Raw genomic sequence first — 24074 nt, 5'->3', positions numbered from 1 at the left:
CACGCATGGTGTAAAGCCGCAGGTCGCTGTGGCAATTCCTCTTGATTCTATGGTGCACCCCATGGCCCGTCCACAGGGGTGAATATGCCACCAGCGAAATATAGGAGAAACATGGATTGTTGCCTCGTTGAGAGGCATCTAGGCGGCCCCGCAAGCGCAGACCTTAGCCTTTCAGGAAGCTCCCAGCGAACGTCCCCTTTTGTTCCAGTTATTGGGTACATAGTTGTTGAAGACGAGGACGAAAGGAAGACCCATGACGGAGAACCCAGCGCAGGGCAACGGACCGGAAGGTCGAGAGCCATCACAGCCCCATGCAACGTCGGGCCAGCACAATGATGCCAGCGGGCACAACGATGGCGCCCAGCAGCAACCTGCCTGGACTTCAGGGCAAAACCAGGGCGCGGATGGCGCGTCCCAGGCCACGACGCCCCTGCCGGCGTTCCAGCCGCAGGCCCAGGACCAGCAGCAGGACCAGCAGCAGGGCCATGGTCAGCAGCAAGGCCAGCCGCAGAACCAGCAGCCCTACTACGGCACTCCACAGCATCAGGATCCGGCGCAGCGCCCCAACTACCCGCAGCACCAGCCCTTCTACGGTGGCGGAGCAAACCCGGGCGGCAACAACCCCGGCCCACAGTTCCAGAGCACCCAGGGCCAGCACCCCCAGGGCCAGCACGCTCAGGGAGTCCATCACGCGACCGTAACCACCAAACGCAAGCCCGCGTTCGGAGTGGGAACACTTGTGGCGAGCATGCTCGCAGCGGGCCTCATTGGCGGTGGAGTTGTCGCGGGCAGCAACGCGTTGTGGGACAACCCCGCGCCGGCAGCGTCCACGGGTGGCCAGTCCAGCACCGTCATCGTGAACAACAAGGATGATGTCAACGTGATCACCGCCGCGGCCGCCAAGGCTTCACCCAGCGTGGTCACCATCAAGGCCACCAGCGGAAATGAAGGCGGAACCGGATCCGGAGTCATCCTGGACGATCAGGGCCATATCCTCACCAACACCCACGTCGTGACATTGGATGGCGCTACGTCCAACGCCGCCATCGAGGTCCGTACCAGCGACGGCAAGGTCCTGAAGGCAACCGTTGTCGGAACGGATCCGTTGTCCGACCTCGCCGTCATCAAGGTCAGCGACGCCTCGGGTTTGGTTCCTGCCACCCTGGGTGACTCGTCGAAGATCAACGTGGGGGACACCGCCGTCGCAATCGGTTCGCCCTTGGGCCTGACCGGTACGGTGACGGACGGTATTGTCTCCACCCTCAACCGCACCATCAGCGTGGCTTCTTCGGCAGCGCCGAAGGAGGGCACCGACAATTCGCAGGGCGGCGACCAGGGCTTCCAGTTTGCGCCGCCGAACGGCCAGCAGGGTCAGTCCACCGCCAACGAAGGTTCCATTGCCATCAACGTGATCCAGACGGATGCTGCGATCAACCCGGGCAACTCGGGCGGCGCGTTGGTGAACAGCAAGGGCGAGATCATCGGCGTCAACGTCGCCATTGCATCCGCCGGCAGCGGCACGTCCGATTCGTCGAGCGGCAACATCGGCGTGGGCTTCAGCATCCCTATCAACCATGCCAAGCGCGTGGCCCAGGAAATCATCGATTCCGGAAAGGCCAGCCACGGCCAGTTCGGCGTTTCGGTCCGGGCGAAGTCTGCGACCAGCAGCGACTCAGGGTTCAGCGTGGGCGCGGAGGTTGCCTCGGTGACCTCCGGTTCTGCCGCAGCAAAGGCCGGCATCAAGGTTGGGGACGTCGTCACGAAGTTCGGTGACTACGCTGTCAGCGATCCCAACCAGTTGACTGCAGCGGTGCGGGAGCAGCCTGCAGGCGCCAAGGTCAAGGTCACCATCCAGCGTGGTGGCCAGAGCCAGGAAGTCGAGGTCACCCTCGACGCGGCGCAGCAGTAAGGCCCGGGAGAGGCAAACCATGACGACGGCCGGCACCTTTGAGGTGCGGGCCGTCGTCGTGCCGTCCCGGAGTGGTTCCGCAGGACTGAAACAGGGGTTAACGCTGGGAGTGGTTTTCTGCGGGCAATATGCTTAGCTAGGACGAGCCCACGCGCTGGGCAATTCACGGCCACGCTGTTGCGGTTGGCCGTCCACAAGCATGGAAGGCTGCTTCGAAGACAGTGGAAGAGACATTGAAGATTGTCGTTCTGGTCAAGCACGTCCCGGACGCGCAGTTCGACCGGCATATCACCGGACCTGCCAACACAACCGACCGTGAAGAGAGCATCCTGTCCGAATTGGACGAGTATGCCCTCGAGGCAGCATTGCAGCTGGCCGAGGAACGCGGCGGACCGAAAGCGGGCAACGAGGTCATTGCCCTGAGCATGGGCCCGTCGGGTGCGGTCAACGCGGTCAAGAAGTCGCTGCAGATCGGCGCATATTCGGGAGTCCACCTCAGCGATGACGCTTTGGCAGGCTCGGATGCTGCTGCCACGTCGCTGGCGCTTGCCGCTGCGATCCGGCACCTCTCGGCCGACGGACGTCCGGTGGACCTGGTCCTGACGGGCATGGCATCCACCGACGGTGAGACGTCGCTGGTCCCGGCCCAGCTGGCCGAGCGTTTGTCCCTCCCGCAGGTGACCTTCGCGTCCAGCCTGGAGATCGCGGGCGGCCGCGTCACGGCACGCCGGGACGCAGGTCCCTACTCGGAGACGGTTGAGGCTGCGCTTCCGGCCGTTGTTTCGGTGACTGACCAGATCAACGAGCCCCGCTATCCCAACTTCAAGGGCATCCTGGCGGCCAAGAAGAAAAAGATCACCTCCCTGGCGCTGTCCGACATCGGTGTGGACGCCTCGCAGGTTGGCCTCGCCGGGTCCTGGACCGTGGTTGAGTCCGCCGAAGCACGGCCGCCGCGCACTGCCGGCACCATCATCACCGACGAAGGCGACGCTGGCATCAAGCTGGTCGACTTCCTTGCCGCCCAGAAGCTGCTCTAAAGGGGACTCCAACCATGGCAAATGCACTTGTTTTCATTGACAACCCGGGAGCCGCTCTCAAGAAGAGCAGCCTGGAGCTCCTGACCATCGCCCGCTCGCTGGGGGAGACCGCCGTCGCGTTCACCGGTGAGTTGTCCGACGACGTCGCCGCCACCTTGGGTGCCTACGGCGCCACGACGGTCTACCGGCCGTCGACGGACGACCTCGATAACTACCTCGTGGGTCCCAAGGCTGCGTACCTGGCTGCCGCCGCCGCAGCGTCCGGAGCCACGGCCGTCCTGCTCGACAACTCTCCTGAAGGCAAGGAGATCGCCGCCAGGCTTGGCATCAAGCTGAACGCCGGAGTCATCACGGATGTTGTGGGAGTGGAGCCTGACGGAACCGCGCACAAGTCGGTCCTGGCCGGCTCGTACAACACCTCCGCGAAGGCCACAACTGCAGTGACGGTCCTTTCGGTCAAGGCCAACAACGTTGAACCGGCACCTGCCGGCGCTGCAGCTGCCCCCGCCACGGCGACGGTGGACGTCCCCGGCGACGCCGTTGCGAATGCGGCCCGTATTTCGGCACGGGCCGAGAAACCGGTCAGTGGCCGCCCGGATCTCAGCGAAGCCAGGATTGTGGTGGCCGGTGGCCGCGGCGTGGACGGCGACTTCGGTCCGTTGGAAGAGCTTGCGGACGCCCTCGGTGCCGCTGTGGGCGCTTCCCGCGCCGCCACGGACGCCGGATGGATCGGCCACGATGCCCAGGTGGGCCAGACCGGTGTCACGGTTTCGCCGCAGCTGTACATTTCCGCCGGGATCTCCGGAGCCATCCAGCAGAAGGCCGGCATGCAGACGTCCAAGGTGATTGTCGCCGTCAATAAGGATGCCGAGTCGCCGGTGTTCGAAATCGCCGACTACGGCATCATCGGTGACCTGTTCAAGGTCATCCCGCAGGCCACGGCCGAAATCAAGAAGCGGAAAGGCTGATCCCTTTGCCCACTGACGCCACGTCAGCAAAGAGCCCGTTCGATGCCTCCACGGAGCGCGTCGAGCGGGTGCTTTGTTTTACTGCCCATCCTGATGACATTGATTTCGGTGCCGCAGGAACCATAGCCGCGTGGACGGCCGCGGGCGTCCAAGTCAGCTATTGCATCATGACCGACGGCGACGCCGGCGGTTTTGATCCCGCGGACCGTGCCAGGATCATTGAGCTCCGGGCCGAGGAGCAGCAACGGGCTGCCGCGCTGGTGGGTGTCACGGATATCCACTATCTTCACGAGCGCGACGGCTATCTGGAACCGTCACACGGCGTCATCAAGCAGGTGGTGAAGCTTATCCGCGAAATCCGCCCGGACATTGTTCTGACCATGCACCCGGAACGCAACTGGGACCGTCTTCAAAAGAGCCACCCCGACCATTTGGCCGCGGGGGAGGCGGTGACCCGGGCGGTATATCCGGCAGTCGAGAATCCGTTCGCGTACCCCGAACTGGCGGAGGCTGGCCTTGCGGCCTACAAGCTTCCGTGGCTGTGGTTCATCTCGAGTCCGGAGTCCAGGGAGAACCATTTTGTGGACGTATCCGCCCACGTGGAGGCCAAGATCGAGGCCATTCGGGTTCACGCCAGCCAGCACCCCGATGTCGCCGGGATGGAGCGGGTGGTCCGGGGAATGATGCTGGCGAATGGAGAGCGGGGCGGCCTCCCTTCGGGAACCAGCGCTGAGGCATTCCACGTGGTGTCAGTCAACGGATCCAGTACCATCGCCGGCTTCTGACGTTGCCGTGGTGTAACCCGTGTCATATGCTTGATCTCGGTTAAATCATATTTATTCGAGGAAGGCAGACTTTGATGGCGAAGACTGCGCAACAACCCGTTCTGGTGATTATGGGAGTCTCCGGCTCAGGGAAGTCCACCGTGGCCGGCGTACTGGCCGGCAAACTGGGATGGGATCTGGCCGAAGGCGACGATCTGCACCCCGAAGCGAACGTAGCCAAGATGCACTCGGGACAGGCGCTCACTGACGAGGACCGCTGGCCCTGGCTCGGCATCATCTCGGAGTGGATCCGAGAGCGTGCTGATACCGGAGTGCCGGCCATCATTACGTGCTCAGCCCTGAAAAAGAAGTACCGTGACGTGCTCCGGGGCGAAGGTGTGGTGTTCGTGTTCCTGCAGGGAAGCAAGGACAAGATTTCCGACCGTCTCGCTTCCCGGCATGGACACTTCATGCCGCCGTCGCTTCTGGAATCGCAGTTCGAGGCGCTGGAGGAACCCACGGAAGACGAGAACTACATCTCGCTGTGCGTTTCGGCCTCTCCTGCCGAAGAAGCTGAAGAGGTCATTGAACGCCTGGGGCTGCACCCTGTGACCGGGGACTCCGAAGCGGGCGTTAAGTGATTGCCCTCCAGACGGCGTCGCAGGTGCAGGAATGGACCGGGCACGACACCCAACTGCTTGTGGTGGCAGCGCTGGGCATTGCCCTGATCGTGGTGCTGATCGCCAAGCTCAAGCTTCATCCGTTCCTGGCCCTCGTCCTGGGTTCCGCCTTCGTTGGCCTGGCGTCCGGTGTTGAACTGGGCAAGGTCATCACCAACTTCGAGGACGGTGTGGGAGGTGTCCTCAAGGAGGTCGGGCTGCTGATCGCCCTCGGTGCCATGCTGGGGAAGCTGCTCGCGGATTCCGGCGGAGCAAACCGCGTGGTGGACACCCTGCTTGCCAAGGCAAGCGGCAACAAGCTGGTCTGGATGATCACGCTGGTGGCCGTCATCATCGGCTTGCCGATGTTCTTCGAAATCGGGCTCGTCCTGCTGCTGCCCGTGATTGTGCTGGTGACGCAGCGATCCAAGATGAAACTCATGAGGATCGCGATCCCGGCGCTGGCCGGCCTGTCCGTACTGCATGGGCTTGTGCCTCCGCACCCGGGACCGTTGATCGCCATCAGTGCTGTGAAGGCTGAACTCGGAACTACCCTCGGCCTGGGCATCCTGGTGGCAATCCCCACAGTCATCATCTGTGGCCCGCTGTTTTCGCGTCTGGCTGCACGCTGGGTTCCTGTCGATGCGCCGGCTGTGGCTGGCGGTATTGATACCCGGCACACGACGGACCTCAGCGAGGTCAAGCGCCAGCCTTCGTTCGTGGTCACCCTGCTGACCATCATCTTCCCGGTCGTCCTGATGCTGCTGAAGGCCCTGGGCGGCATCATCTGGCCAAATCCCGACACCGCACCGGCCATCCGGATCTTCTTCGACTTCGTTGGCCAGCCGCTGGTGGCCATGACCCTCGCGGTCCTGGTGGCCATCGTGACCTTCGGCTATGCCGTGGGATTCACGGGCAGCAGGATCACGGCCAAGCTGGGTGAGAGCCTTGGTCCGATCGCTGCGATCCTCTTGATCGTTGGCGCAGGCGGCGGTTTCAAGCAAACGCTGATCGGTGCCGGTGTGGGTGACGCGGTGAAGAAATGGGCCGAGGGCGCCAATATGTCCGTCCTGGTGCTGGGCTTCATCGTTGCCGTAGCGCTTCGCCTCGCAACCGGCTCCGCCACGGTGGCAACCGTGACAGCTGCGGGCATTGTGGCGCCGCTGGCCAGCAGCCTGAGTCCGACCCATGCGGCGTTGCTCGCGTTGGCAATCGGTGCGGGTTCGCTGTTCCTGTCCCACGTCAATGATGCGGGGTTCTGGCTGGTCAAGGAGCTCTTCGGGCTCACCGTAGGCCAGACCTTCAAAACGTGGTCCGTGATGGAGACGCTCATTTCCGTAGTCGGGTTCGGCTTCGTGATGCTCCTGTCGCTGGTGCTGTAGCTCCAGGAACCAGCCGGCAAACACTGACGGCGGCCGTCCCTAAGGTGGGACGGCCGCCGTCGTGCATTAATTCCTTGCGCCTCAGGTGCTGAGGGCGACCACCAGGACCGGAGCGCTCGTGGGAGCCTGCGACCCGCCGGCTGGTTCAACGGTGATGGCAACGGACGACGCCGAAGACAAGCCCTTCACCACCGCCGGCTTCGAGAGCGTCTGGGCGTCCATGGTGCCCTGCGGAACCGGCGCGGAGCCGTCCTTGGGCAGCGTCCACAGCTGGTAGACCTTGCCTTCAGGAGCGGGGGCCACCCCGTCCATCAGGACCACGAACGAATCCTTGGCCGATGACGCGGAAATCGTGGCAGTACCGCCGCCGGGAACAGGGGCGGACTGCTTCTGCACATCCTGCGCCTGCAGGACCTGGTTGACGGGATCGTTCTGCGCCGAGACATAAGCTCCCACGCCGATTCCGCCGAGGCCGATCACTGCGGCTGCCGCCACTCCCACGATCCAGCGGCGTGCACCGCCGGCCCGCTGCCGCTCTTCGCGTTTGGCCCTCGCCGCTGCGAGGTCGTCGACGGCGGGACTCACCGCGGCCGGTGCCGCCGGTTCCGCAGCTGCCGGGGCCGTTGCCTCCTGGGTTATCCGTTCCATGATGTTCCCGAAGAGGCCTGCGGGAGGCTCGTCCTGGGCGGTGAAGCTCACCGCCAGGGTTTCGCGTGCCTCGCGGACCCGCTGGAAGAACTCGGCTCCCTCGGGAGCGTCCTTGACGTAGTCGTCAATCATGGCCCGTTCGTCGTCACTGACGGCGTCCAGGGCGTAGATCTCAGCGAGTTCGAGCACTCGGCCCTCAGCGAGATCTGTAGCGATGTCGTTGGCAAACATTCTGCGGATAAAGCCTCCACCGGTGTTCTCAGTCATATCAGCCCACCCCCAGGCAGGTCTTCAGCCGCAGCAATCCATCGCGGATGCGCGATTTGATGGTTGGCACGGCCGCGCCGAGATGTTCAGCCACTTCCCGGTAGGTCAGCCCGCCATAGTAGGCCAGACGGACGGATTCACGCTGGGTGTCCGTCAAGGTGCCGAGGCAGCGGCTGACGGCTTCGGCCTCGAGGTTGCTGTCTGCTTCCTCGGCCACCAGGTCCCGGTCCAGGTCCTGGCTCGCGGCGCCGTAGCGGGCCTCGCGGTCTGTGGCTGCCTGGACAGCCCGCACACGGTCGATGGCCCGGCGATGGGCGATGGTCATGAGCCACGCAAGCGGCGTTCCCGCGCTGCGGTCGAAATTGGCCGCACCCTGCCACACCTGGATGTAAACCTCCTGGGTGGCGTCCTCACTGAGGTCCGGGTCTATGAGCACGCGCCTGGCCATGCCGAAAACACGCCGCGAGGTCAGTGCATAGAACTCGGCGAATGCCTGCTGGTCTCTTGCTGCCACCAGCTCAAGCAGGCCGGTCAACTGCGTATTGAGGTCAGTGGCAGTGCTGGTAGCTTCGAAGACCGGTGGGCCGGGGTTGTTGGGGGTGTCCATTACAGTCCAGCATATGTTGTCGCGTCTGAATCCGGCAGCACTGCGGGGTCGCGTTGCGGGTGCGGCGATATGGCCGTGTTGTGTTAAGGCCCTGGTCTGCAACGCGCTCACGGAGGCTCCCTCAATGAATGTCCCTGACAGGATTGTCCCTGCGTAAGGTATTCGGTGCTGTGGCCGCCGTGGATGGGCTACACCTTGGCGCCGGCAAAACCGTTCTGCCGCCATGCCTCGAAAACGGCGATGGAGGCGGCATTGGCAAGGTTGAGCGAGCGCAACGACGGCCTCATGGGGAGCCGTACCCGTGCAGTGACATGCGGGTCCCGTTTGAGCCATTCCGGCAGGCCCACGGATTCGGGTCCGAACATCAGCACATCACCAGGGCGGTAGTCGATGTCTGTATAGGACGTCTCGCCGTCGGAGGTATAGGCGAAGACCCTCTCGGGCTGCAGGGCTTCCCAGGCGGCCTCGATGTCTTTGTGGACTGTGACGACAGCGAGGTCGTGGTAGTCCAGGCCGGCCCGCCGAAGCTTGGCATCGGAAAAATCGAAACCGAGGGGCTCCACCAAGTGAAGCTCGGCGCCCGTAATGGCGGCGAGCCGAATGGCGTTGCCGGTATTGCCCGGGATTTCTGGAGTGTGGAAGAGGATGCGGAACACCGTCCCATCTTAGTCAGGCGTGTGTTGGACACCTGACACAGGCCGGGAGCCAGGGCATGCCAGGAGCTAGTGCATACCCCGAAGCAGCCTGGCCAACACGGGAACCACAACCGTGTTTGGCGCGGGTCCCGAACCCAGGAATTGCTTCAGGCCACGGACAAGACCTGCGCCGTTGACAATCTCGACGGCGCTGCCCTGGCCCTTGCCGTAATGATCAATGACGGGCTCATGCAGGTTGCCGTCGGGGCTGTGCAGGACTACCCAGCCCGTGACGTTCAACTCCGGGAAGATGTCCTGCATGTGGCGGACAATGTGGGCCAGTTGCGGGGGAGCGACCGAGCGGCCGCCATGGCGCAATGACTGTCCGTCCCAGGCGTATGCGCCCTTGGGCAGCAGCATGGAACCAACCAATGCCAGCCTGTAGCCGGACAGGACAGCGTGGTCGATGTGGTTGTTGTCCGACGGCGAGCGCAGGCCGTTTATCAGCCGGGCGGCCGGGATGGCCGGGAGGACCTGGCGGCTGATGAGCTGCACCGTGCGCATTTCCCGTTGGATGCGGGCCTCGGCGCCGAAGATTCCGCGTTTGCGGGGGAGGCCGTGGACTTGTTGGGCCGCTTCGGCTGCCGAAACAAGGGGGACTTCGTTGGGGTCGTCGAAGGCGGGAACGTAGACCGGTGGATCGCCGGCAGTGTTGCGCTGCGTTGGAGGCCGCTTGACGTTGGTGCTTGCCGATGGTCCTGGCGCCGCCGTGCCCGAATAGTCTCCGGGCCGGGCCTGGGCGCGTTCGGTGGTACCGCTGGCATAACGGCGATCGTACTCGGCCCTGCGCCGGGGGTCGATGAGTGTCTCGTACGCGAGGGTTACGCGCCGGAACATCTCTGCCTCTCCACCGTGATCGGGGTGGGCTTTCCGGGCAGCCTTGCGGTAGGCCACTTTGATCTCTTTGTCCGTCGCGGTGACGGCTACTCGGAGAACCTGATAGTGCGAACTGCTGCCCTCGGCCAAGCACGGGCCCTTCTCTAGGATGACGGCCGCTCCATCGGGGCGGTATTGGCAAGTTTATCCAGCCACTATGTGAACGTCGGTACGGGGGCGCGTGGTTCCCCGGCTGGCATAATTCGGGCTGTGACTCCTCCGGAACGTTCCCGGCCCTCCGTGGCGCAGGGAAAGATTGTGCTGGCCGTAAACCCGGCGGCTTCTTTTGGCAGGTCCCGCGGGGCGGGGGACGAGGCCGCAGAGTACTTTCGCGCCGCCGGTTGGGCCGTCGTCGTTCTTCAGGCCGGCGGCTATGAGCCCTTGGATGCGCTGGTGCGACAGGCGCTGTCCTCTGATGAGGAGGTGGCGGCGCTGGTAGTGGTAGGTGGTGACGGAATGATCCACTTGGGCGTCAACGCGCTCGCAGGCCTGGAGGTGCCGCTCGGGATCATTCCCAGTGGAACGGGCAATGACGTGGCCAGGCTTTTGGCTTTGCCGTTGAACAGTCCCGCTGGTGCGTGCCGGCGGGTCCTGGACGCCTTGGCGGCGGGCGGACGGAGGGTCGACGTCGGCAGGGTCAGGGCAGGAGGGAAGACCACCTATTTCGCGGGGGTGCTGTCGGCCGGGTTCGATGCCGCAGTGAACGAGCGCGCCAACTCCTGGCGCTGGCCGCGGGGGAAAAGCCGTTACAACCTGGCCATGCTGAGGGAGCTTGGGTCTTTTCGCCGGATTGAATACAGCGTCTGTGCTGACGGTGTGAGTTGGAACCAGCGGGCGTTGCTTATTTCCGTGGCAAACGGGCAATCCATCGGCGGTGGCATGCGCATCACCCCGGATGCCTTGCCGGATGATGGTTGGCTTGATCTCTTCGTGGTGGAGCCGTTGTCGCGGCTGAAATTCCTTGCCATTTTTCCGAAGGTCTTTGCGGGCAAGCACACGGCCAGGCGCGAGGTGATGATCCGCCGCGTCCGGGAGGTCCGGTTGGAGGCAGAGGGCGTGGTGGCCTACGCGGACGGTGAACGGCTCGCGGCGTTGCCGGTGGACATCGATGTCCTTCCGCTTGCGCTGCACGTCCTTGCCTAGATTGCCTTGCCCAGGCGGAGGATTCCATGCGGGCGGCTAGACTCGGACGCGGCAGGGCGCAGTCAGGCGGCAGGGCATAGAGGCGGGAGCATCAGGTGGCGTTTAGCGTTCGACGGCGGCTGGCGGGGTCAGTTGCCCTGGGAACCGTGGGCGTCTTGCTCGCTTCCTGCAGCGTGAACGTCCCCGACCCTTCAGCGCCGAAACCGGCGCCGTCGCAATCCACTCTCGCCACTCCAACCATCACGCCAGGGCATGATGCAGAGGCCGTGGCCGCGAAGGACTTGCCGTTGGCGGCGGGGGGCACTTTGGCTCCCGGTGATCCTGTGACGGTGTCGAGCAAGCTGGAGGAGGTGCCGGGCTGGTCCGTGGTGCACTCAGGCCTCCAGGGCGAGGCCCGGTTCAAGAAAACAGACGGGTGCACGCTCGCAGCACGTGTCAGCGTCAACCAGGGCCCCTTGGTTGTGGCAGGTGACGATGTTGCCTCCACCAAGGGACTCTTTCATTACCTTGATGCGGGAATTGACGTGGAGAAACTGAAGCCTGCCACATTGCGGTGGGGTCAGGACTCCGATAAACCGGTTCGCAGCGTGGAGTTCCTGGCGTTGGAGTCCTCCGCAGCCTCAGGCGGCAGTCCAGTGGTGGTGCTGGCCAGGCTTTTCAGCGCTCCCGCATCTTCGGTGTATATCTCGCTGGCCTGTCCGGATGACGCTTCCCTGGCCAAGGCCCGGGCCGAGGTCGAGACGAAGCTGGCGGTGGTTCCGCCCTCGTAGTGGGACGACACTGAGCGCCGGGGCGCGGCATCGGTAGAATGGCAAGGTGCCTGTATACCTTGACCATGCCGCCACCACGCCTCTTTCGGCGGAAGCGCTCGCCGTCATGACACGCGAGTTGGCGAAGACAGGAAACCCGTCCTCCCTCCACGGTGCCGGCCGCAGGGCGCGGCGCGCCGTCGAGGACGCCCGCGAAACGCTCGCCGCCGCGGCGGGGGCCCATCCTTCGGAAGTCATCTTCACTTCGGGTGGGACAGAAGCCGACAACCTGGCCGTCAAGGGACTTTACTGGGCCCGCCGCGACGAAAACCGCCGCCGGACCCGGATACTCTGCTCCGCCGTCGAGCATCATGCGGTCATGGACACCGTCGAATGGCTTGAGCGCCACGAAGGGGCGGACGTTACGTGGCTTCCTGTGGACAGCGAAGGCGCGGTCCGGCTTGACGTCGTCCAAAAGGAGATCAGCCGGGATCCCGAATCGGTTGCCCTGGTAACGGTCATGTGGGCCAACAATGAGGTTGGTACCATCCAGCCGGTCACCGACATCGTGGAGCTTGCCAGGCCGCACGGCATTCCGGTCCACTCGGATGCGGTGCAGGCTTTCGGATCGGTTCCAGTCGATTTCCGGGCCTCGGGACTGTCTGCCATGTCCGTCTCGGGACACAAGCTGGGCGGTCCCGTCGGTGTTGGTGCACTGTTCCTTGGCAGGGCGGTGAAACTGACTCCTGTCCAGCACGGGGGAGGGCAGGAGCGGGACGTACGCTCGGGCACTTTGGACACACCCGCGGTCGCCGCTTTCGCCGCTGCAGCAGAAGCCGTCACCGCGAAGCTGCCGGAGGAGCGGGAACGACTGGCGGCGTTGCGTGACCATCTCATCCGGGGAGTCCTTGAAGCTGTTCCAGACGCCGTGCTCCGTGGCGCCACGGGTGAGCGCCGGCTTCCCGGCAACGCCCACTTCACCTTCCCTGGCTGCGAAGGCGATTCACTGCTGTTCCTGCTGGATCTGGCAGGCGTTGAGTCCTCAACGGGTTCGGCGTGCACGGCCGGAGTGCCGCGGCCCTCGCACGTCCTGCTCGCGATGGGACTGGACGAGGACACCGCCCGTGGTGCCCAGCGCTTCACGCTGGGACACACGTCCACTGAAGCTGATGTTGAAGCCTTTCTGAAAGCACTTCCGGAAGCTTGCTCCAGGGCGCGGCAAGCAGGGATGGCAGGTCATGAGTCCTCCATCCAGACAGCGGCGACTGTCGCCCGGCGGGGTGTGGCCTAAGCCGCCACTACCGTCGGTCCATCCAGGCAGGAATTCGTCGAGGGGAATGTCCGGGTCGTTGGCGAGCCGGCTTGTGTGTGCTCGAAGCCTGCACCCTGTTGGACGGTGCAGAGGGTACATTCTGAAGACATGACAGAGATCCGCTGGTTGGAAGCGTTTGTCGCCGTCGCCGAAGAACTGCATTTCGGCCGTGCCGCGCAGCGCCTGCATACTTCACAGTCACCGCTGAGCCAGACGATCCGGAAGCTCGAGGCGGACCTGGGGTCCCGCCTTTTTGAACGCAACACCCGCAGCGTTGCCTTGACATCTGCCGGGTATGCCCTTTTGCCGCGCGCGTACCGGGTACTTCAGGAAATGCGTCTGGCCCGGGAAGCAGCCCAGGCCGAGATTGAAGGCGTCAGGGGCAACATCAGGATCGGATTCTCCGGAGCGGTCAACCATCTGACCCTCCCGCCACTGACCCGTGCCGTGAGGAGGCGCCATCCGGACATCACGATGGACCTCACCAGCAGTGTCCGCACCACGGACGGATTGGCCAGCGTGGCAAACGGCACGTTGGACCTCGCCTTTGTCGGCCTTCCTGACGCTCCCGTCCCCGGGGTGGTGACGCGGCTGGTTGCAAGCGAGGAAGTCGGCGCGGTAGTGCCATTGGATCATCCGCTGGCGCAGGAACAATCCATCCCTTTGCAGGCACTGGCGTCCGATGACTTCATCTCTCCGCCACTGGATGGTTCGTCCTCCATGACCGAAGTGATGCTCGCATCCTGCATGGCGGCCGGCTTCCGCCCGCGTATCGTCCAGGAGCTCTCGGACCCCTACATGGTGCTGACGTTCGTGGCCGCAGGAGTGGGGGTGACACTCATGAGCAACGGGATATCCGGGATCATCCCCTCCGGCGCCACCTACATTGCCTTGGAGCCGCCACGGCACTTCATGAATCACTCCATCGCTTGGTCGGAGGAAAACGATTCCTCCGTGCTTGCGGCCGTGCTCGCAATCATCGAAGAGATATTCCCGGAGATCCCCAGGCCACCGCACACCATTTAGTTGGTTTTCAGCATAGTTATAGATGAATTTAGTCGTGGACACACTAAGTGATCGCCCCCACACTGGATGGAGAAGCCGCACCAAGCGCGGCAAACCGTTCCGCAGCCGGCCCGCCCGACGCTGCCAACGGTCCCGTTACCAGAAGGGAACACCATGTCAGTGTCGACATCGGCGCCAACACAAACCAAGAACAACGCGAAAATCGCAGCAGTTTCAGGGTTCGTTGGCAGCGCACTTGAGTACTACGATTTCTTCATTTTCGGCTCTGCGGCAGCCCTGATCTTCGGCAAGCTATTCTTCGCACCCGGCCCCTCGGCGATGCTGCTGTCTTTCGCCACCGTTGGGGTTGCCTACATCGCCCGCCCGCTGGGTGCGGTGATCTGCGGCCACCTGGGTGACAAATTCGGCCGCAAAAGGATCCTGCTGCTCACGCTCCTGCTCATGGGCGCTTCAACGTTCCTCATCGGCTGCCTGCCCACGTACAACGACATTGGAATGGCTGCGCCGATCCTGGTTGTGGCCCTCCGTCTCATCCAGGGCTTGTCCGCCGGCGGTGAATCACCGGGCTCAAGCTCCCTCACCCTTGAGCACGCACCCGAAAACAAGCGGGCTTTCTACACCAGCTGGACCATGAGCGGAATCATGTTCGGCATCGTCCTCTCCACCCTGGTGTTCATCCCCGTCGCGTCGATGCCGGAAGACCAGTTGCTTGCGTGGGGCTGGCGCGTCCCGTTCCTCGCCAGCGCTGTCGTTACGGTCATTGCCTTCGTACTCAGGCGGCTGCTGGAAGAGCCTCCCGTTTTCGAGGAAGCCAAAGCCCAGGACGAAGTCGTCAAGGTTCCGCTCGTCACGCTGTTCCGGCACCACTGGATCACAGTCACCCGCGTCACCGCGATGTCGTTGTTCACCATCATCAACACCATCATCAACGTCTTTGCCCTGTCCTACGCCACCTCCGTTGTCGGCGTTGACAAGGGCCTGATGCTGACAGTCATTGCCGTCGCCAACCTTGCCGCTGTGGCCATGGGCCCATTGGCCGGCATCCTCTCGGACCGGATCGGCCGCAAACCAGTTTTCGTCTCGGGCCTGGTGCTGCAGATCGGCATGATCTTCCTGTTCTTCATGGCATTGTCCGCAGCAAACCTTCCGCTGATCTTCGTCACGGGGATCCTCCTGATCGGCGTTGCGTACACCTGGTCCAACTCCATCTACCCCGCATACTTCCCGGAGCAGTTCCCGGTCAAGGTCCGCTACTCCGGCATGGCCATCAGCCTGATGTTCGGACTGCTCCTGGCAGGATTCGCACCCGTCATCTCCGAATTGCTGATCGGTGGCGACAAAGCCAACTGGGTTCCCGTCGCAACATTCGCCGCCGTGGCCTGCGCCATTTCGGCCGTCGCCGCGCTGCTGGCACCGGAGACGTTCAAGACGCCCACGGCCATGCTGGGACTGAAGAAGACAACCCCTGCCGCAATTGCCGATAAGTCACGGGCATGAACCAGCGAACACTGGCGGACCCCCGTGGATTCCGGCACGACGGCGATGGCAACCATCGGTTCCTGGTGGGTTTGCTTGGCTCAGGGATTGCCGGGTCCCTCACTCCGGGCCTGCACGAGACGGAAGCCGACCGGTTGGGCCTGAACTACACCTACCGCGTCATCGATCTGGACGTCATAGGACAAGCCGCGGAAAACTCCGCAGCGCTCGTCAGGCAGGCAGCCGATCTGGGATTCGACGGCCTGAATGTCACCCATCCGAGCAAACAGCTGGTGCAGGACGGCCTGGACGAACTCTCCGCGGAAGCCCGGATCCTCGGGGCCGTCAACACCATCACCTTTCACCAAGGCAAGGCCGTCGGGCACAACACAGATCACATCGGTTTCATCGCGGGTCTCCACGCCGGCCTCCCAACGGCTGCCACCGATTCCGTAGTGCTTCTCGGGGCTGGGGGAGCCGGGGCAGCGGTGGCCTTCGGTCTGCTCCGCAACGGAACCAGGCACTTGGTGATCGCGGACATTGAGCCGGGCAGGGCCGAAGCCCTTGCCCTTCGGTTGTCCCCGCACTTTCCGGACAGCCGGCTATCGGTGGACGGAACGGATGCCGTCGCCGGAAGTATCAGGACAGCCACCGGTTTGGTGAACTCAACGCCGATCGGCATGACGGGCCACCCTGGACTGCCCATCGACCCCGATGTGATCCACTCCCGGCTGTGGGTAGCCGACGTAATCTACAGGCCGCTCGAAACCGAACTGATCAAGGCAGCCCGTGCCAAGGGCTGCAAAGTCCTGGACGGCGGCCGCATGGTGGTGGGCCAGGCTGCCGCAGCCTTCGAGCTCTTCACCGGCATTCCCGCCGACGCCGAGAGCATGCTGGCCACGTTTCGACGGGAGGTCAGTTAGTCATGGGTTACCGTGCGCCAACCACTATCGCCGAGTCCCGCTGCCTGGTCATCGGGGCCGCCAGCGGAATCGGGCTGGCGACGGCTGAACGCCTCAGGTCTTCCGGCGCCACAGTCATGGGTGCGGATCTGCCATCGCCCACCTGGCCTGCCGGAGCAAGGACCTCGTCACCTGCAAGCACCTTGTCACCTGCAGGGGATGTCGCCGTGGACGTCACAGACCCGGCATCGGTTGCGGCCGCGGTCTCCGCGGCGGTGCTGGGCATGGGAGGCCTCGATGCCGTGGTCAACTGCGCCGGGATCCTCGGCCCCGTTGCCCCGGCAGCCGCAACATCCGTCGAGGACTTCGAACGCACCGTGCGGATCAACCTGACGGGCGCTTTCATTGTCTCCAAGGCCGTGTTGCCCGGTATGGCCAAGGCAGGATACGGCCGGTTGCTCCATATCTCCTCGACGGCGGGCAAGGAAGGCGTTGTCAACATGCCGGCGTACTCCGCCAGCAAGGCGGGGATCCTGGGCCTGGTTAAGTCACTGTCCAAGGAGTTTGCCTTGTCCGGCATCACGGTCAATGCGCTCGCTCCGGGCAATGTGGTGACCCCGCTGTTCGCCGAAGTGCCGGCAGAACAGCAGGCGGCGCAGGCTGCCAAGATCCCCATGGGCAGGTTCGGAACTCCTGCCGAAGCGGCTGCCCTCATCGAATTCGCCGTGTCGCCCGCGGCGTCCTACACCACCGGCTTCGTCTTCGATCTGTCCGGCGGCCGGGCAAGCTACTGACCCAGCCCTACTGACCCCGTCGCACGCCTCCGGCTGGAGCGCACCACGAACTCCGGCCAGTACCAGAAAGTTAGCCCCGCTGATGACCACACCATCACCTCTTACCGCCGAACCCCTGCGCATCGGAATCGCAGGATGCGGCGCAATCTCACGCAACCACTTGGAAGCCTTCAACGCCCTTGCAGACGCCGTCATAGTCGGCGTCTGCGACGTGGACCTCCAGCGCGCCCGGGACACTGCCGAAGCCCGGGGAATCCCAGCCGCAGTGAACAGTGTTCCGGAGCTCCTCGGTCTCGGGGTGGACGTTATCTCGGTGTGCACGCCGCACCCCACCCACGAGGAAGTGGTGCTCCAGGCCGCTGCCGCGGGAGTCCACGTGCTCTGCGAGAAGCCCATATCCACGGACCTGGCCTCAGCGGAACGCATGGTCAAAGCCTGCGACGACGCCGGCGTCAAGCTCGGAGTCCTCTTCCAACGACGCTTCTGGCCGGCCGCGCAACGCATCCGCGCAGCGATCGACGACGGCACCCTTGGCCGGCCCATCATGGGCCGTTGTTCTGTGATGCTTCACCGTGAGCCTGAGTACTACTCCCGGGACGCCTGGCGCGGGACCTGGGCCGGCGACGGTGGCGGGGTGCTGATGACCCAGGCCATCCACTACATCGACCTCATGCAGTGGTTCATGGGAGAAGTGGCCGAGGTCTACGGCAAGATCAACACCTTCAAACACAGCGGCCACATCGAAGTGGAAGATTCCGCGACTGCGGTCATCACGTTCGCTTCCGGGGCCATCGCCACCCTGGAAGCTTCGACGGCGGTGTCCCCGAGCCTGGGCGTGCAGATCCGGATCACAGGAGAAACCGGAGCATCGGCTTCCCTGACTGAATTCCCGGAAGGCAGCGACGGGCGGGTGGACCTGTGGGCCGCGGCCGGGACGATCTCCTCCGAACCCGTCTTCCCGAGCGGGGTTGACCCGAACGTCAGCCTGGCTACGATCAACGGCCAGCTGATCCCACACCACACCGCCCAGGTCCGCGACTTTGTCCGGGCACTCCGGAACGGCTACGACCCAGCGATCACCGGCCGGGATGCGACGAAAGCACTGAGGATACTGCTGGCGGTCTACGAATCATCGCGCACGGGAGTCCCCGTCCGCTTCGACCACGCGCCTGCAGGCACACGAGCACCCGCAGAACTTGCAGGCTAAGGAACACCCATGGAACAAACAACACGCTATTCAGCCCGCCCCCTGGCACTTGGCCGCAACGGCCGCACCCCGAAAACCCTCCGGAACCGCCTGGCCTCCGCTCCCATGGAACGCAACTACGGCACCCCTGACGGGCGGATCACCGATCAGTACATCGATTACCTCGTGACCCGGGCAAGGGCCGGACTCGGCATGGTGACTACCGAAGCGACTTACGTTCGCGCGGACGGAAAGGGCCGAACCCACCAGCTCGGACTGCACAGCGACGCCATGATCCCGGACCTGCGGAGGCTCACTGACGCATTGCACGCCGAAGATGCGCTCGCCGCCGTCGAACTCAACCACGGTGGGCGAACCGCGCAGGCCGCGGTCTCGGGGCATAAGAACCTTGCCCCTTCACCGGTAGCGTGCGAAGTTGCAGGTGGCGAGGTTCCCCGTGAACTCACAGCCGGGGAGTGCCATGAGCTGGTGGAAGCCTATGCGCAGGCCGCACGCCGGGCGGTGGCCGCAGGCTTCGACGTGATCAACATCCACGGCGCCCACGGCTATCTGATCCACCAGTTCATGTCCCCTCTGTCCAACCACCGCACGGACGAGTTCGCGGCTCCGGAGCGGTTCATGAACCTCGTCATCGATGCCGTGCGGGAAGCCGTCCCGGACACTGTGGTGGGCATGCGCGTCTCCGTCGTGGAGGGACCTGCAGACGGCATCACCGCCGAACAGCAGGTGGCCATCATCGCCAAGGCCCACTTGGAGCATCTGGACTTTCTGGACATCTCCGCCGGGAGCTATGAGGCCGGTGAATGGATCGTGCAGTCCGGTGAGTGGAAGCCGGGAATCCTGGCCGGCTATGCCAAGGCGTACCGGCAGTTTGGTCTTCCTTTGGGCATGGCCGGCCGCTTGAACTCGCCGGCCATTATCGAAGAGGTACTCCGGGACGGCAGCTGCGACTTCGTCAGCCTTGCCCGGGCGATCCATGCCGACCCGGGGTTCGTAGGCGGCGTCCTGCGCGATGACCGTTACCGGCCCTGCATCGCCTGCAACGTGTGCATCGACAACCTGGGCCTCGGCCAGGTGACCTGCACAGTCAACCCGGCGGTGGGGCGCTCCCGTGTTCCCGTACCGACGCCCTCTATCCGCGAGGGGTCCCGCGTGGTGGTTGTGGGCGCCGGACCCGCAGGTCTCACTGCCGCGCGCGAACTCGCCGAAGCAGGAGCGACGGTGACCTTGTTCGACGACGGCGTCCGCCCGGGTGGCCGGTTTGCCCTCGCGGAAAGGATGAAATCCACCCCGGACTTCCACCGCTTCGCTGAATGGTCAGCGGAGGAGAACGCCCGGCTCGGCATCGAGGTCCGCCTGCGTTCGCACGTGGACACGGCGCACCTTGGCGGAGTGGTCCGCGACACCGCGGCAGACGCCGTCGTACTGGCCACCGGCGGGCTCCGACCCGAGGCGGGCTTCAATGGCGGAGACATGTCCAACGTCCTTGACGTGCGCGACTGGCTCGCCGCCCACCTGGAAGTGCTCGAGGGCGGCACCGAGGACGTAAGCGACGTACCCGAAGCCCTGACGATCTGGGGTGCCGACTCGGTGGCCATGAGTGTGGCGGACACACTGGCAGACCGGGGGACTGCCGTCCTGTTGATCGGCCCGCAGCAGGCCATCGCCCCCGAGTCGGGGCGCCGCGCCAAAATCCTGGCAGTGCCCCGGCTTGAAGCCAACCCCCGGGTGCGGATCCGCCTCGGCGTCGTCATCGAGGAGTTCGACGGGGGTCGTGTCCGGATCAGCGGCCCGGACCTCCCTGCCGGAGGCGAATGGCTCGATGCGCCCGGACCGCTCCTGGTGTCACGGTCCGTCGCTCCCTTGGACAGCACTATTCCCCGAAACATCCGGGACGCAGAGTTGAGCCGCGTCGCCGGAGTGCCTGTGACATTGGCCGGAACCGTCGTGGACCAGACACCGGCCATTGCCTCCAACGCCGTCAAGAGCGGCTACGACGCGGCCCAGCGGATCGCCTTCCTGCTCGCTGCAGACGCTGCCGCCACCAACGAATTGACACTGAACGGAACAAAGCGATGACCCGAAACGTGCACAGGTCGATCGGCCTGGCCCAGTTGTCCCTGCTTCACACCCCGCCTCCTGCCTTGGTGGATGTTGCCGCCGTGGCGGGTTTCGATTTCGTTGGACTCCGGGTCCGCCCCGTGACACCGACTGAAAGCCCCTACGACCTTCAGCCGGGGTCGCGGATGCTGCGCGAAACGTTGTCACGGATGAAAGACACGGGCGTGACCGTGCGGGACATCGAATTCCTTCTGCTCGACGGCACCGACCAACGTGACACGTGGCTGCGCATGATGGAAGCGGGCCAGGCCCTGGAGGCGAGCTCCATCACCGTTGCCGGTGCCGATCCGGACACTGCCCGACTGGTCGGAACACTTGCCCGGATGACAGAGGACGGCCGCGGATTCGGGATCACCCCCACGCTGGAGGCGATCTCCTACCAGCCCGTGGCCTCGATCGCCCAGGCCGCAGACATCGCACGGCAGGCTGGTTGCCGGATCGTGGTGGACACCCTGCACTTCAACCGATACAACGGTCCGGGCGCAGCCAGGCAGTGGGACGCGTTGCGCGCCAACGCCGACCTCGTGCCGCTCCTGCAGTTGTGCGATGGGCCGCTTGCCCGACCCGGGACCCGGGATGGACTGGTGACCGAATCCCGCTCGGAGAGGGGTATACCCGGCGAGGGCGAGTTCGACCTCGCGGCCGCGGTTGCAGTATTACCGGCGATTCTTCCGGTCAGTGTGGAGGTACCTTCGGACCGGCGGGTCGCCGAACTCGGCGATGCCGGCTGGGCACGCCTGCTGAGGGCAGGGGTTGACGCCGTGCTGACCCGGGGCTGCAGCCTTCAGCCAAGCGGCTCTCCCGATACGGCAGGTGCAAAATGACCTGCAAGGGCACAGAGACCACGACGACGGAACTCGCCAATGGCGTCCGCGTACCTCTGATCGGCCTGGGAACCTGGCCACTCAGGGGCGAGGACGCCGCCGCGGCAGTGTCCCAGGCCATCAGCAACGGCTACCGGCACATCGACACCGCAGAAAACTATGCCAACGAGTCGGCTGTAGGGGAGGGCATCCGTCGCAGCGGCATCGACCGGTCGGAGCTGTTCCTCACCACCAAGTTCAACACCCGGTGGCATAGCCGGAGCGGGGTGCGGGAGGCGTTCGGCAATTCGGTGCAGCAGCTCGGGACCGACTACCTGGACCTGTTCCTGGTTCACTGGCCCAACCCGGCCCAAGGTCGATACGTCGACGCCTGCGAAGAACTGCAAAACCTCGTCGACGACGGTTCCATCAGGGCCTGGGGTGTTTCCAACTTCAAACCGTCGCACCTGAAGGCTGTCCAAGGGGCAGGCCTGGCAGTTCCGTTGAACCAAGTGCAAGTCGACCCCGAGCACGGCCAACCCGATCAGCTGGCCTACCACCGCGGACACGGGATAGTCACTGCGGCCTACAGTCCGCTGGGACGAAGCGGCGGATTCCTTAGCCACCCGGCAGTCGACGGTCCCGCGAAGGAACTGGGCAAGACTCCAGCCCAGATCGTGCTGCGCTGGCACGTCCAGCACGGCCGGGTAGCGGTACCCAAATCGGCAGACAGCCAACGCCAACAGCAAAACCTGGATGTCTTCAATTTCCGCCTGAACCAGCAGCACATGGCTGCGATCGACGCACTCGAAACCGGCGCGGCGCCCCGCCTGGACTCTGACACCTACTTCCACTGAGAAAGCACTGAACATGAATACACCCCTGGATTCTTCCTCTGCCCTGCCCGCCGTGGACTGCGACGTCCTGGTCATAGGCTCCGGCGCGGGCGGCCTGTCCGCAGCTGTGACCGCCGCCTATCACGGGCTGAAGGTGGTGGTTGTTGAAAAGGCCGACGTCTGTGGCGGCGCTACCTCCTGGTCCGGCGGTTGGGCCTGGACCCCCGGCAATCCCTTGGCAAAATCAGATGGCGTGGTGGAGGACCGCGAACAGTTCCGCACCTACCTGCGCCACCGGCTCGGAAACCACTACCAAGAGGACAGGGTGGAGGCTTTCCTGGAAGCCGTGCCCCACATGGTGGGATTCTTCCAGGACAAGACAAGCCTGCAGTTCGTACCCGGTACCGAGATCAAAGACATCTACGGCGACACACCAGGAGCGGGCACCGGGCACCGTTCCGTCGGGCCCAAGCCGTTCAACGCACGCAACATCAGGCCCGGGCTCCGCGCGATGATGCGCCACCAGCTCTACGAAACCTCATTCCTTGGAATGGGCATCATGGCGGGTCCGGATCTGCGCAAATTCCTCTCCGCCTCCCGAGGCAATGTCAAAGGCATCTTCCACGCCGGCTGGCGGGTTGCCTTCCATCTGCTCGATCTCGTTACACACCGGCGGAACATGCAGTTGGTCAACGGAACCGCGCTCACAGGCAGGCTGCTGAAGTCCGCTGATGACCTTGGTGTGGAGATCCGCGTCTCCACGCCGGCCAAACGGCTGGTGACGGATGCCTCGGGAAAGGTGGCGGGCGCCGTCGTCGATTCTCCCCAAGGGGAACTGCAGATCAACGCCTCCCGTGGCGTCGTCCTGGCGGCCGGAGGCTTCCCCAATGACGTCGCCCGCCGCAAGACATTGTTCCCGAAGACGCCCACGGGCCGGGAGCACTGGACACTGGCGCCGAAAGAAACCACCGGCGACGGCATTTCCATGGCACAGGCAGTGGGTGCCCGGTTTGAGACCGACGTTGAGTCGCCGGCCGCCTGGTGTCCTGTCTCCCTGGTCCCATACATTAATGGACGCACCGGAACGTTCCCGCACATCATGGACCGGGCAAAACCGGGCAGCATCGGCGTCCGACGGGACGGCAAACGATTCGTCAACGAGGCCCAGGGCTACTACGACTACGTCCAGGGCATGTTCAACGCCACTCCTGAAGGTGAACCGGTCGAAGCGTGGCAGATCGCTGATGCAGCGTTCGTGCGAAGGTTCCCGTTGGGGATGGCCAAGCCCCTTCCCGTGCCGCTCTTTCCCTACCTGCGCTCCGGTTACCTGAAGAAAGGCAACACACTCGAGGAGCTGGCTGCGGCATGCGGCATCGATCCGCAAGGACTGGCAGAGACCGTCGCGGCATTCAATGACAACGCCCGCAAGGGCATTGATCCCGATTTCCAACGTGGCAGCAGTGAATTCAACCGCTATGGCGGCGATCCCGGAAACAAGCCCAATCCTTCGCTGCGTGCTTTGGAGAAGGGTCCGTTCTATGCTGTCCGGATTGTCCCCGGTTCGTTCGGTACCTTTGCCGGGCTCGCAGCAGATTCCCGGGCACGCGTCCTTGACACCCATGGCCAACCCATCGGCGGCCTTTATGTCGCGGGTAATGACCAGGCCTCAGTCATGGGCGGCCATTACCCCGCAGGAGGCATTAATCTCGGACCGGCCCTGACTTTCGGGTACATCGCAGGGCGCGATCTCGCTGACGCCACCATCTACGAGGACGACGGCGTCGCTGCCCCTTCGCACCGACGGAACCTGGCGACGCTTGCCGAAAGAGCCGAAGGATTGGAAGCCGACGGTGGGTCAATCACAAGGATTTAGCTCTGGCGTGGTATCGCACG

22 protein-coding genes are annotated in these 24074 nt (G+C 64.3%); 18 read left to right on the top strand and 4 right to left on the bottom strand.

The window, feature by feature from the left end; genetic code table 11:
• Window positions 1–253: 253 nt before the first annotated feature.
• From HMI60_RS13175 to HMI60_RS13150, 6 genes are all read left to right on the top strand, one after another.
• On the top strand, window positions 254–1909 hold the full coding sequence (locus HMI60_RS13175) for a S1C family serine protease (protein WP_193589784.1): 1656 nt from the start codon (window positions 254–256) through the stop codon (window positions 1907–1909).
• Between the two features lie 233 nt (window positions 1910–2142).
• Complete coding sequence (locus HMI60_RS13170) at window positions 2143–2946, top strand: electron transfer flavoprotein subunit beta/FixA family protein (protein ID WP_035733182.1); 804 nt, start codon at window positions 2143–2145, stop codon at window positions 2944–2946.
• Between the two features lie 14 nt (window positions 2947–2960).
• The gene (locus tag HMI60_RS13165; protein ID WP_018776480.1) at window positions 2961–3914 is read left to right on the top strand and encodes an electron transfer flavoprotein subunit alpha/FixB family protein; all 954 of its coding nucleotides are present in this window, start codon (window positions 2961–2963) and stop codon (window positions 3912–3914) included.
• A 5-nt stretch (window positions 3915–3919) separates the two neighbouring features.
• Complete coding sequence (locus tag HMI60_RS13160; RefSeq protein ID WP_018776479.1) at window positions 3920–4699, top strand: PIG-L deacetylase family protein; 780 nt, start codon at window positions 3920–3922, stop codon at window positions 4697–4699.
• A gap of 74 nt (window positions 4700–4773) precedes the next feature.
• Window positions 4774–5319, top strand: coding sequence for a gluconokinase (locus HMI60_RS13155; protein WP_193589783.1), 546 nt, complete (start codon window positions 4774–4776; stop codon window positions 5317–5319).
• Entirely contained in the window at window positions 5316–6719 is a 1404-nt protein-coding gene (locus HMI60_RS13150) for a gluconate:H+ symporter (RefSeq protein WP_193589782.1), read from the top strand. The genes HMI60_RS13155 and HMI60_RS13150 overlap by 4 nt, the downstream gene beginning before the upstream one ends.
• Window positions 6720–6800: 81 nt before the next feature.
• On the opposite strand, the gene HMI60_RS13145 is transcribed toward HMI60_RS13150, so the two are convergent.
• The 4 genes from HMI60_RS13145 to HMI60_RS13130 all read right to left on the bottom strand — a co-directional run bounded on the left by HMI60_RS13145 (window position 6801) and on the right by HMI60_RS13130 (window position 9902).
• On the bottom strand, window positions 6801–7634 hold the full coding sequence (locus HMI60_RS13145) for an anti-sigma factor (RefSeq protein ID WP_039242163.1): 834 nt from the start codon (window positions 7632–7634) through the stop codon (window positions 6801–6803).
• A 1-nt stretch (window position 7635) separates the two neighbouring features.
• A complete protein-coding gene (sigK, locus tag HMI60_RS13140) occupies window positions 7636–8352 on the bottom strand; it encodes an ECF RNA polymerase sigma factor SigK (RefSeq protein ID WP_144401306.1) in 717 nt (238 codons plus the stop codon).
• A 77-nt stretch (window positions 8353–8429) separates the two neighbouring features.
• Window positions 8430–8897 (bottom strand): tRNA (cytidine(34)-2'-O)-methyltransferase, encoded by a 468-nt coding sequence (locus HMI60_RS13135; RefSeq protein WP_039242162.1) that lies wholly within the window; start codon window positions 8895–8897, stop codon window positions 8430–8432.
• Between the two features lie 66 nt (window positions 8898–8963).
• Complete coding sequence (locus tag HMI60_RS13130; protein ID WP_039242159.1) at window positions 8964–9902, bottom strand: J domain-containing protein; 939 nt, start codon at window positions 9900–9902, stop codon at window positions 8964–8966.
• A gap of 120 nt (window positions 9903–10022) precedes the next feature.
• On the opposite strand from HMI60_RS13130, the gene HMI60_RS13125 reads away from it, so the two are divergent.
• The 12 genes from HMI60_RS13125 to HMI60_RS13070 all read left to right on the top strand — a co-directional run bounded on the left by HMI60_RS13125 (window position 10023) and on the right by HMI60_RS13070 (window position 24054).
• Window positions 10023–10955: a diacylglycerol kinase family protein gene (locus HMI60_RS13125; protein WP_227453530.1), complete on the top strand. Its 933-nt coding sequence runs from the start codon at window positions 10023–10025 to the stop codon at window positions 10953–10955.
• 95 nt (window positions 10956–11050) lie between these two features.
• Window positions 11051–11725, top strand: a complete 675-nt coding sequence (locus HMI60_RS13120; RefSeq protein ID WP_055971925.1) for a hypothetical protein — start codon at window positions 11051–11053, stop codon at window positions 11723–11725.
• A 46-nt stretch (window positions 11726–11771) separates the two neighbouring features.
• A complete protein-coding gene (locus HMI60_RS13115) occupies window positions 11772–12995 on the top strand; it encodes a cysteine desulfurase family protein (protein WP_193589781.1) in 1224 nt (407 codons plus the stop codon).
• A 129-nt stretch (window positions 12996–13124) separates the two neighbouring features.
• Window positions 13125–14042, top strand: coding sequence for a LysR family transcriptional regulator (locus HMI60_RS13110; protein WP_193589780.1), 918 nt, complete (start codon window positions 13125–13127; stop codon window positions 14040–14042).
• Between the two features lie 153 nt (window positions 14043–14195).
• Window positions 14196–15539 carry an MFS transporter gene (locus HMI60_RS13105; RefSeq protein ID WP_193589779.1) on the top strand — a complete coding sequence of 448 codons (1344 nt, stop codon included), beginning with the start codon at window positions 14196–14198 and terminating at the stop codon, window positions 15537–15539.
• Entirely contained in the window at window positions 15536–16441 is a 906-nt protein-coding gene (locus HMI60_RS13100) for a shikimate dehydrogenase (protein ID WP_193589778.1), read from the top strand. Before HMI60_RS13105 ends, HMI60_RS13100 begins: the two co-directional genes overlap by 4 nt.
• A gap of 2 nt (window positions 16442–16443) precedes the next feature.
• The gene (locus HMI60_RS13095; protein ID WP_193589777.1) at window positions 16444–17214 is read left to right on the top strand and encodes an SDR family NAD(P)-dependent oxidoreductase; all 771 of its coding nucleotides are present in this window, start codon (window positions 16444–16446) and stop codon (window positions 17212–17214) included.
• An 82-nt stretch (window positions 17215–17296) separates the two neighbouring features.
• Window positions 17297–18421 (top strand): Gfo/Idh/MocA family protein, encoded by a 1125-nt coding sequence (locus HMI60_RS13090; protein WP_193589776.1) that lies wholly within the window; start codon window positions 17297–17299, stop codon window positions 18419–18421.
• Between the two features lie 9 nt (window positions 18422–18430).
• Window positions 18431–20500 carry an FAD-dependent oxidoreductase gene (locus HMI60_RS13085; RefSeq protein WP_193589775.1) on the top strand — a complete coding sequence of 690 codons (2070 nt, stop codon included), beginning with the start codon at window positions 18431–18433 and terminating at the stop codon, window positions 20498–20500.
• Window positions 20497–21366 carry a sugar phosphate isomerase/epimerase gene (locus tag HMI60_RS13080; RefSeq protein ID WP_193589774.1) on the top strand — a complete coding sequence of 290 codons (870 nt, stop codon included), beginning with the start codon at window positions 20497–20499 and terminating at the stop codon, window positions 21364–21366. The genes HMI60_RS13085 and HMI60_RS13080 overlap by 4 nt, the downstream gene beginning before the upstream one ends.
• Entirely contained in the window at window positions 21363–22202 is an 840-nt protein-coding gene (locus tag HMI60_RS13075; RefSeq protein ID WP_055971943.1) for an aldo/keto reductase, read from the top strand. Before HMI60_RS13080 ends, HMI60_RS13075 begins: the two co-directional genes overlap by 4 nt.
• A gap of 13 nt (window positions 22203–22215) precedes the next feature.
• Window positions 22216–24054: an FAD-dependent oxidoreductase gene (locus HMI60_RS13070; protein ID WP_193589773.1), complete on the top strand. Its 1839-nt coding sequence runs from the start codon at window positions 22216–22218 to the stop codon at window positions 24052–24054.
• Window positions 24055–24074 lie beyond the last annotated feature (20 nt).

This window comes from Paenarthrobacter sp. YJN-D, from assembly GCF_015040335.1.
GTDB lineage: Bacteria > Actinomycetota > Actinomycetes > Actinomycetales > Micrococcaceae > Arthrobacter > Arthrobacter nicotinovorans.
This window is presented reverse-complemented; position numbering and strand designations above follow the sequence as displayed.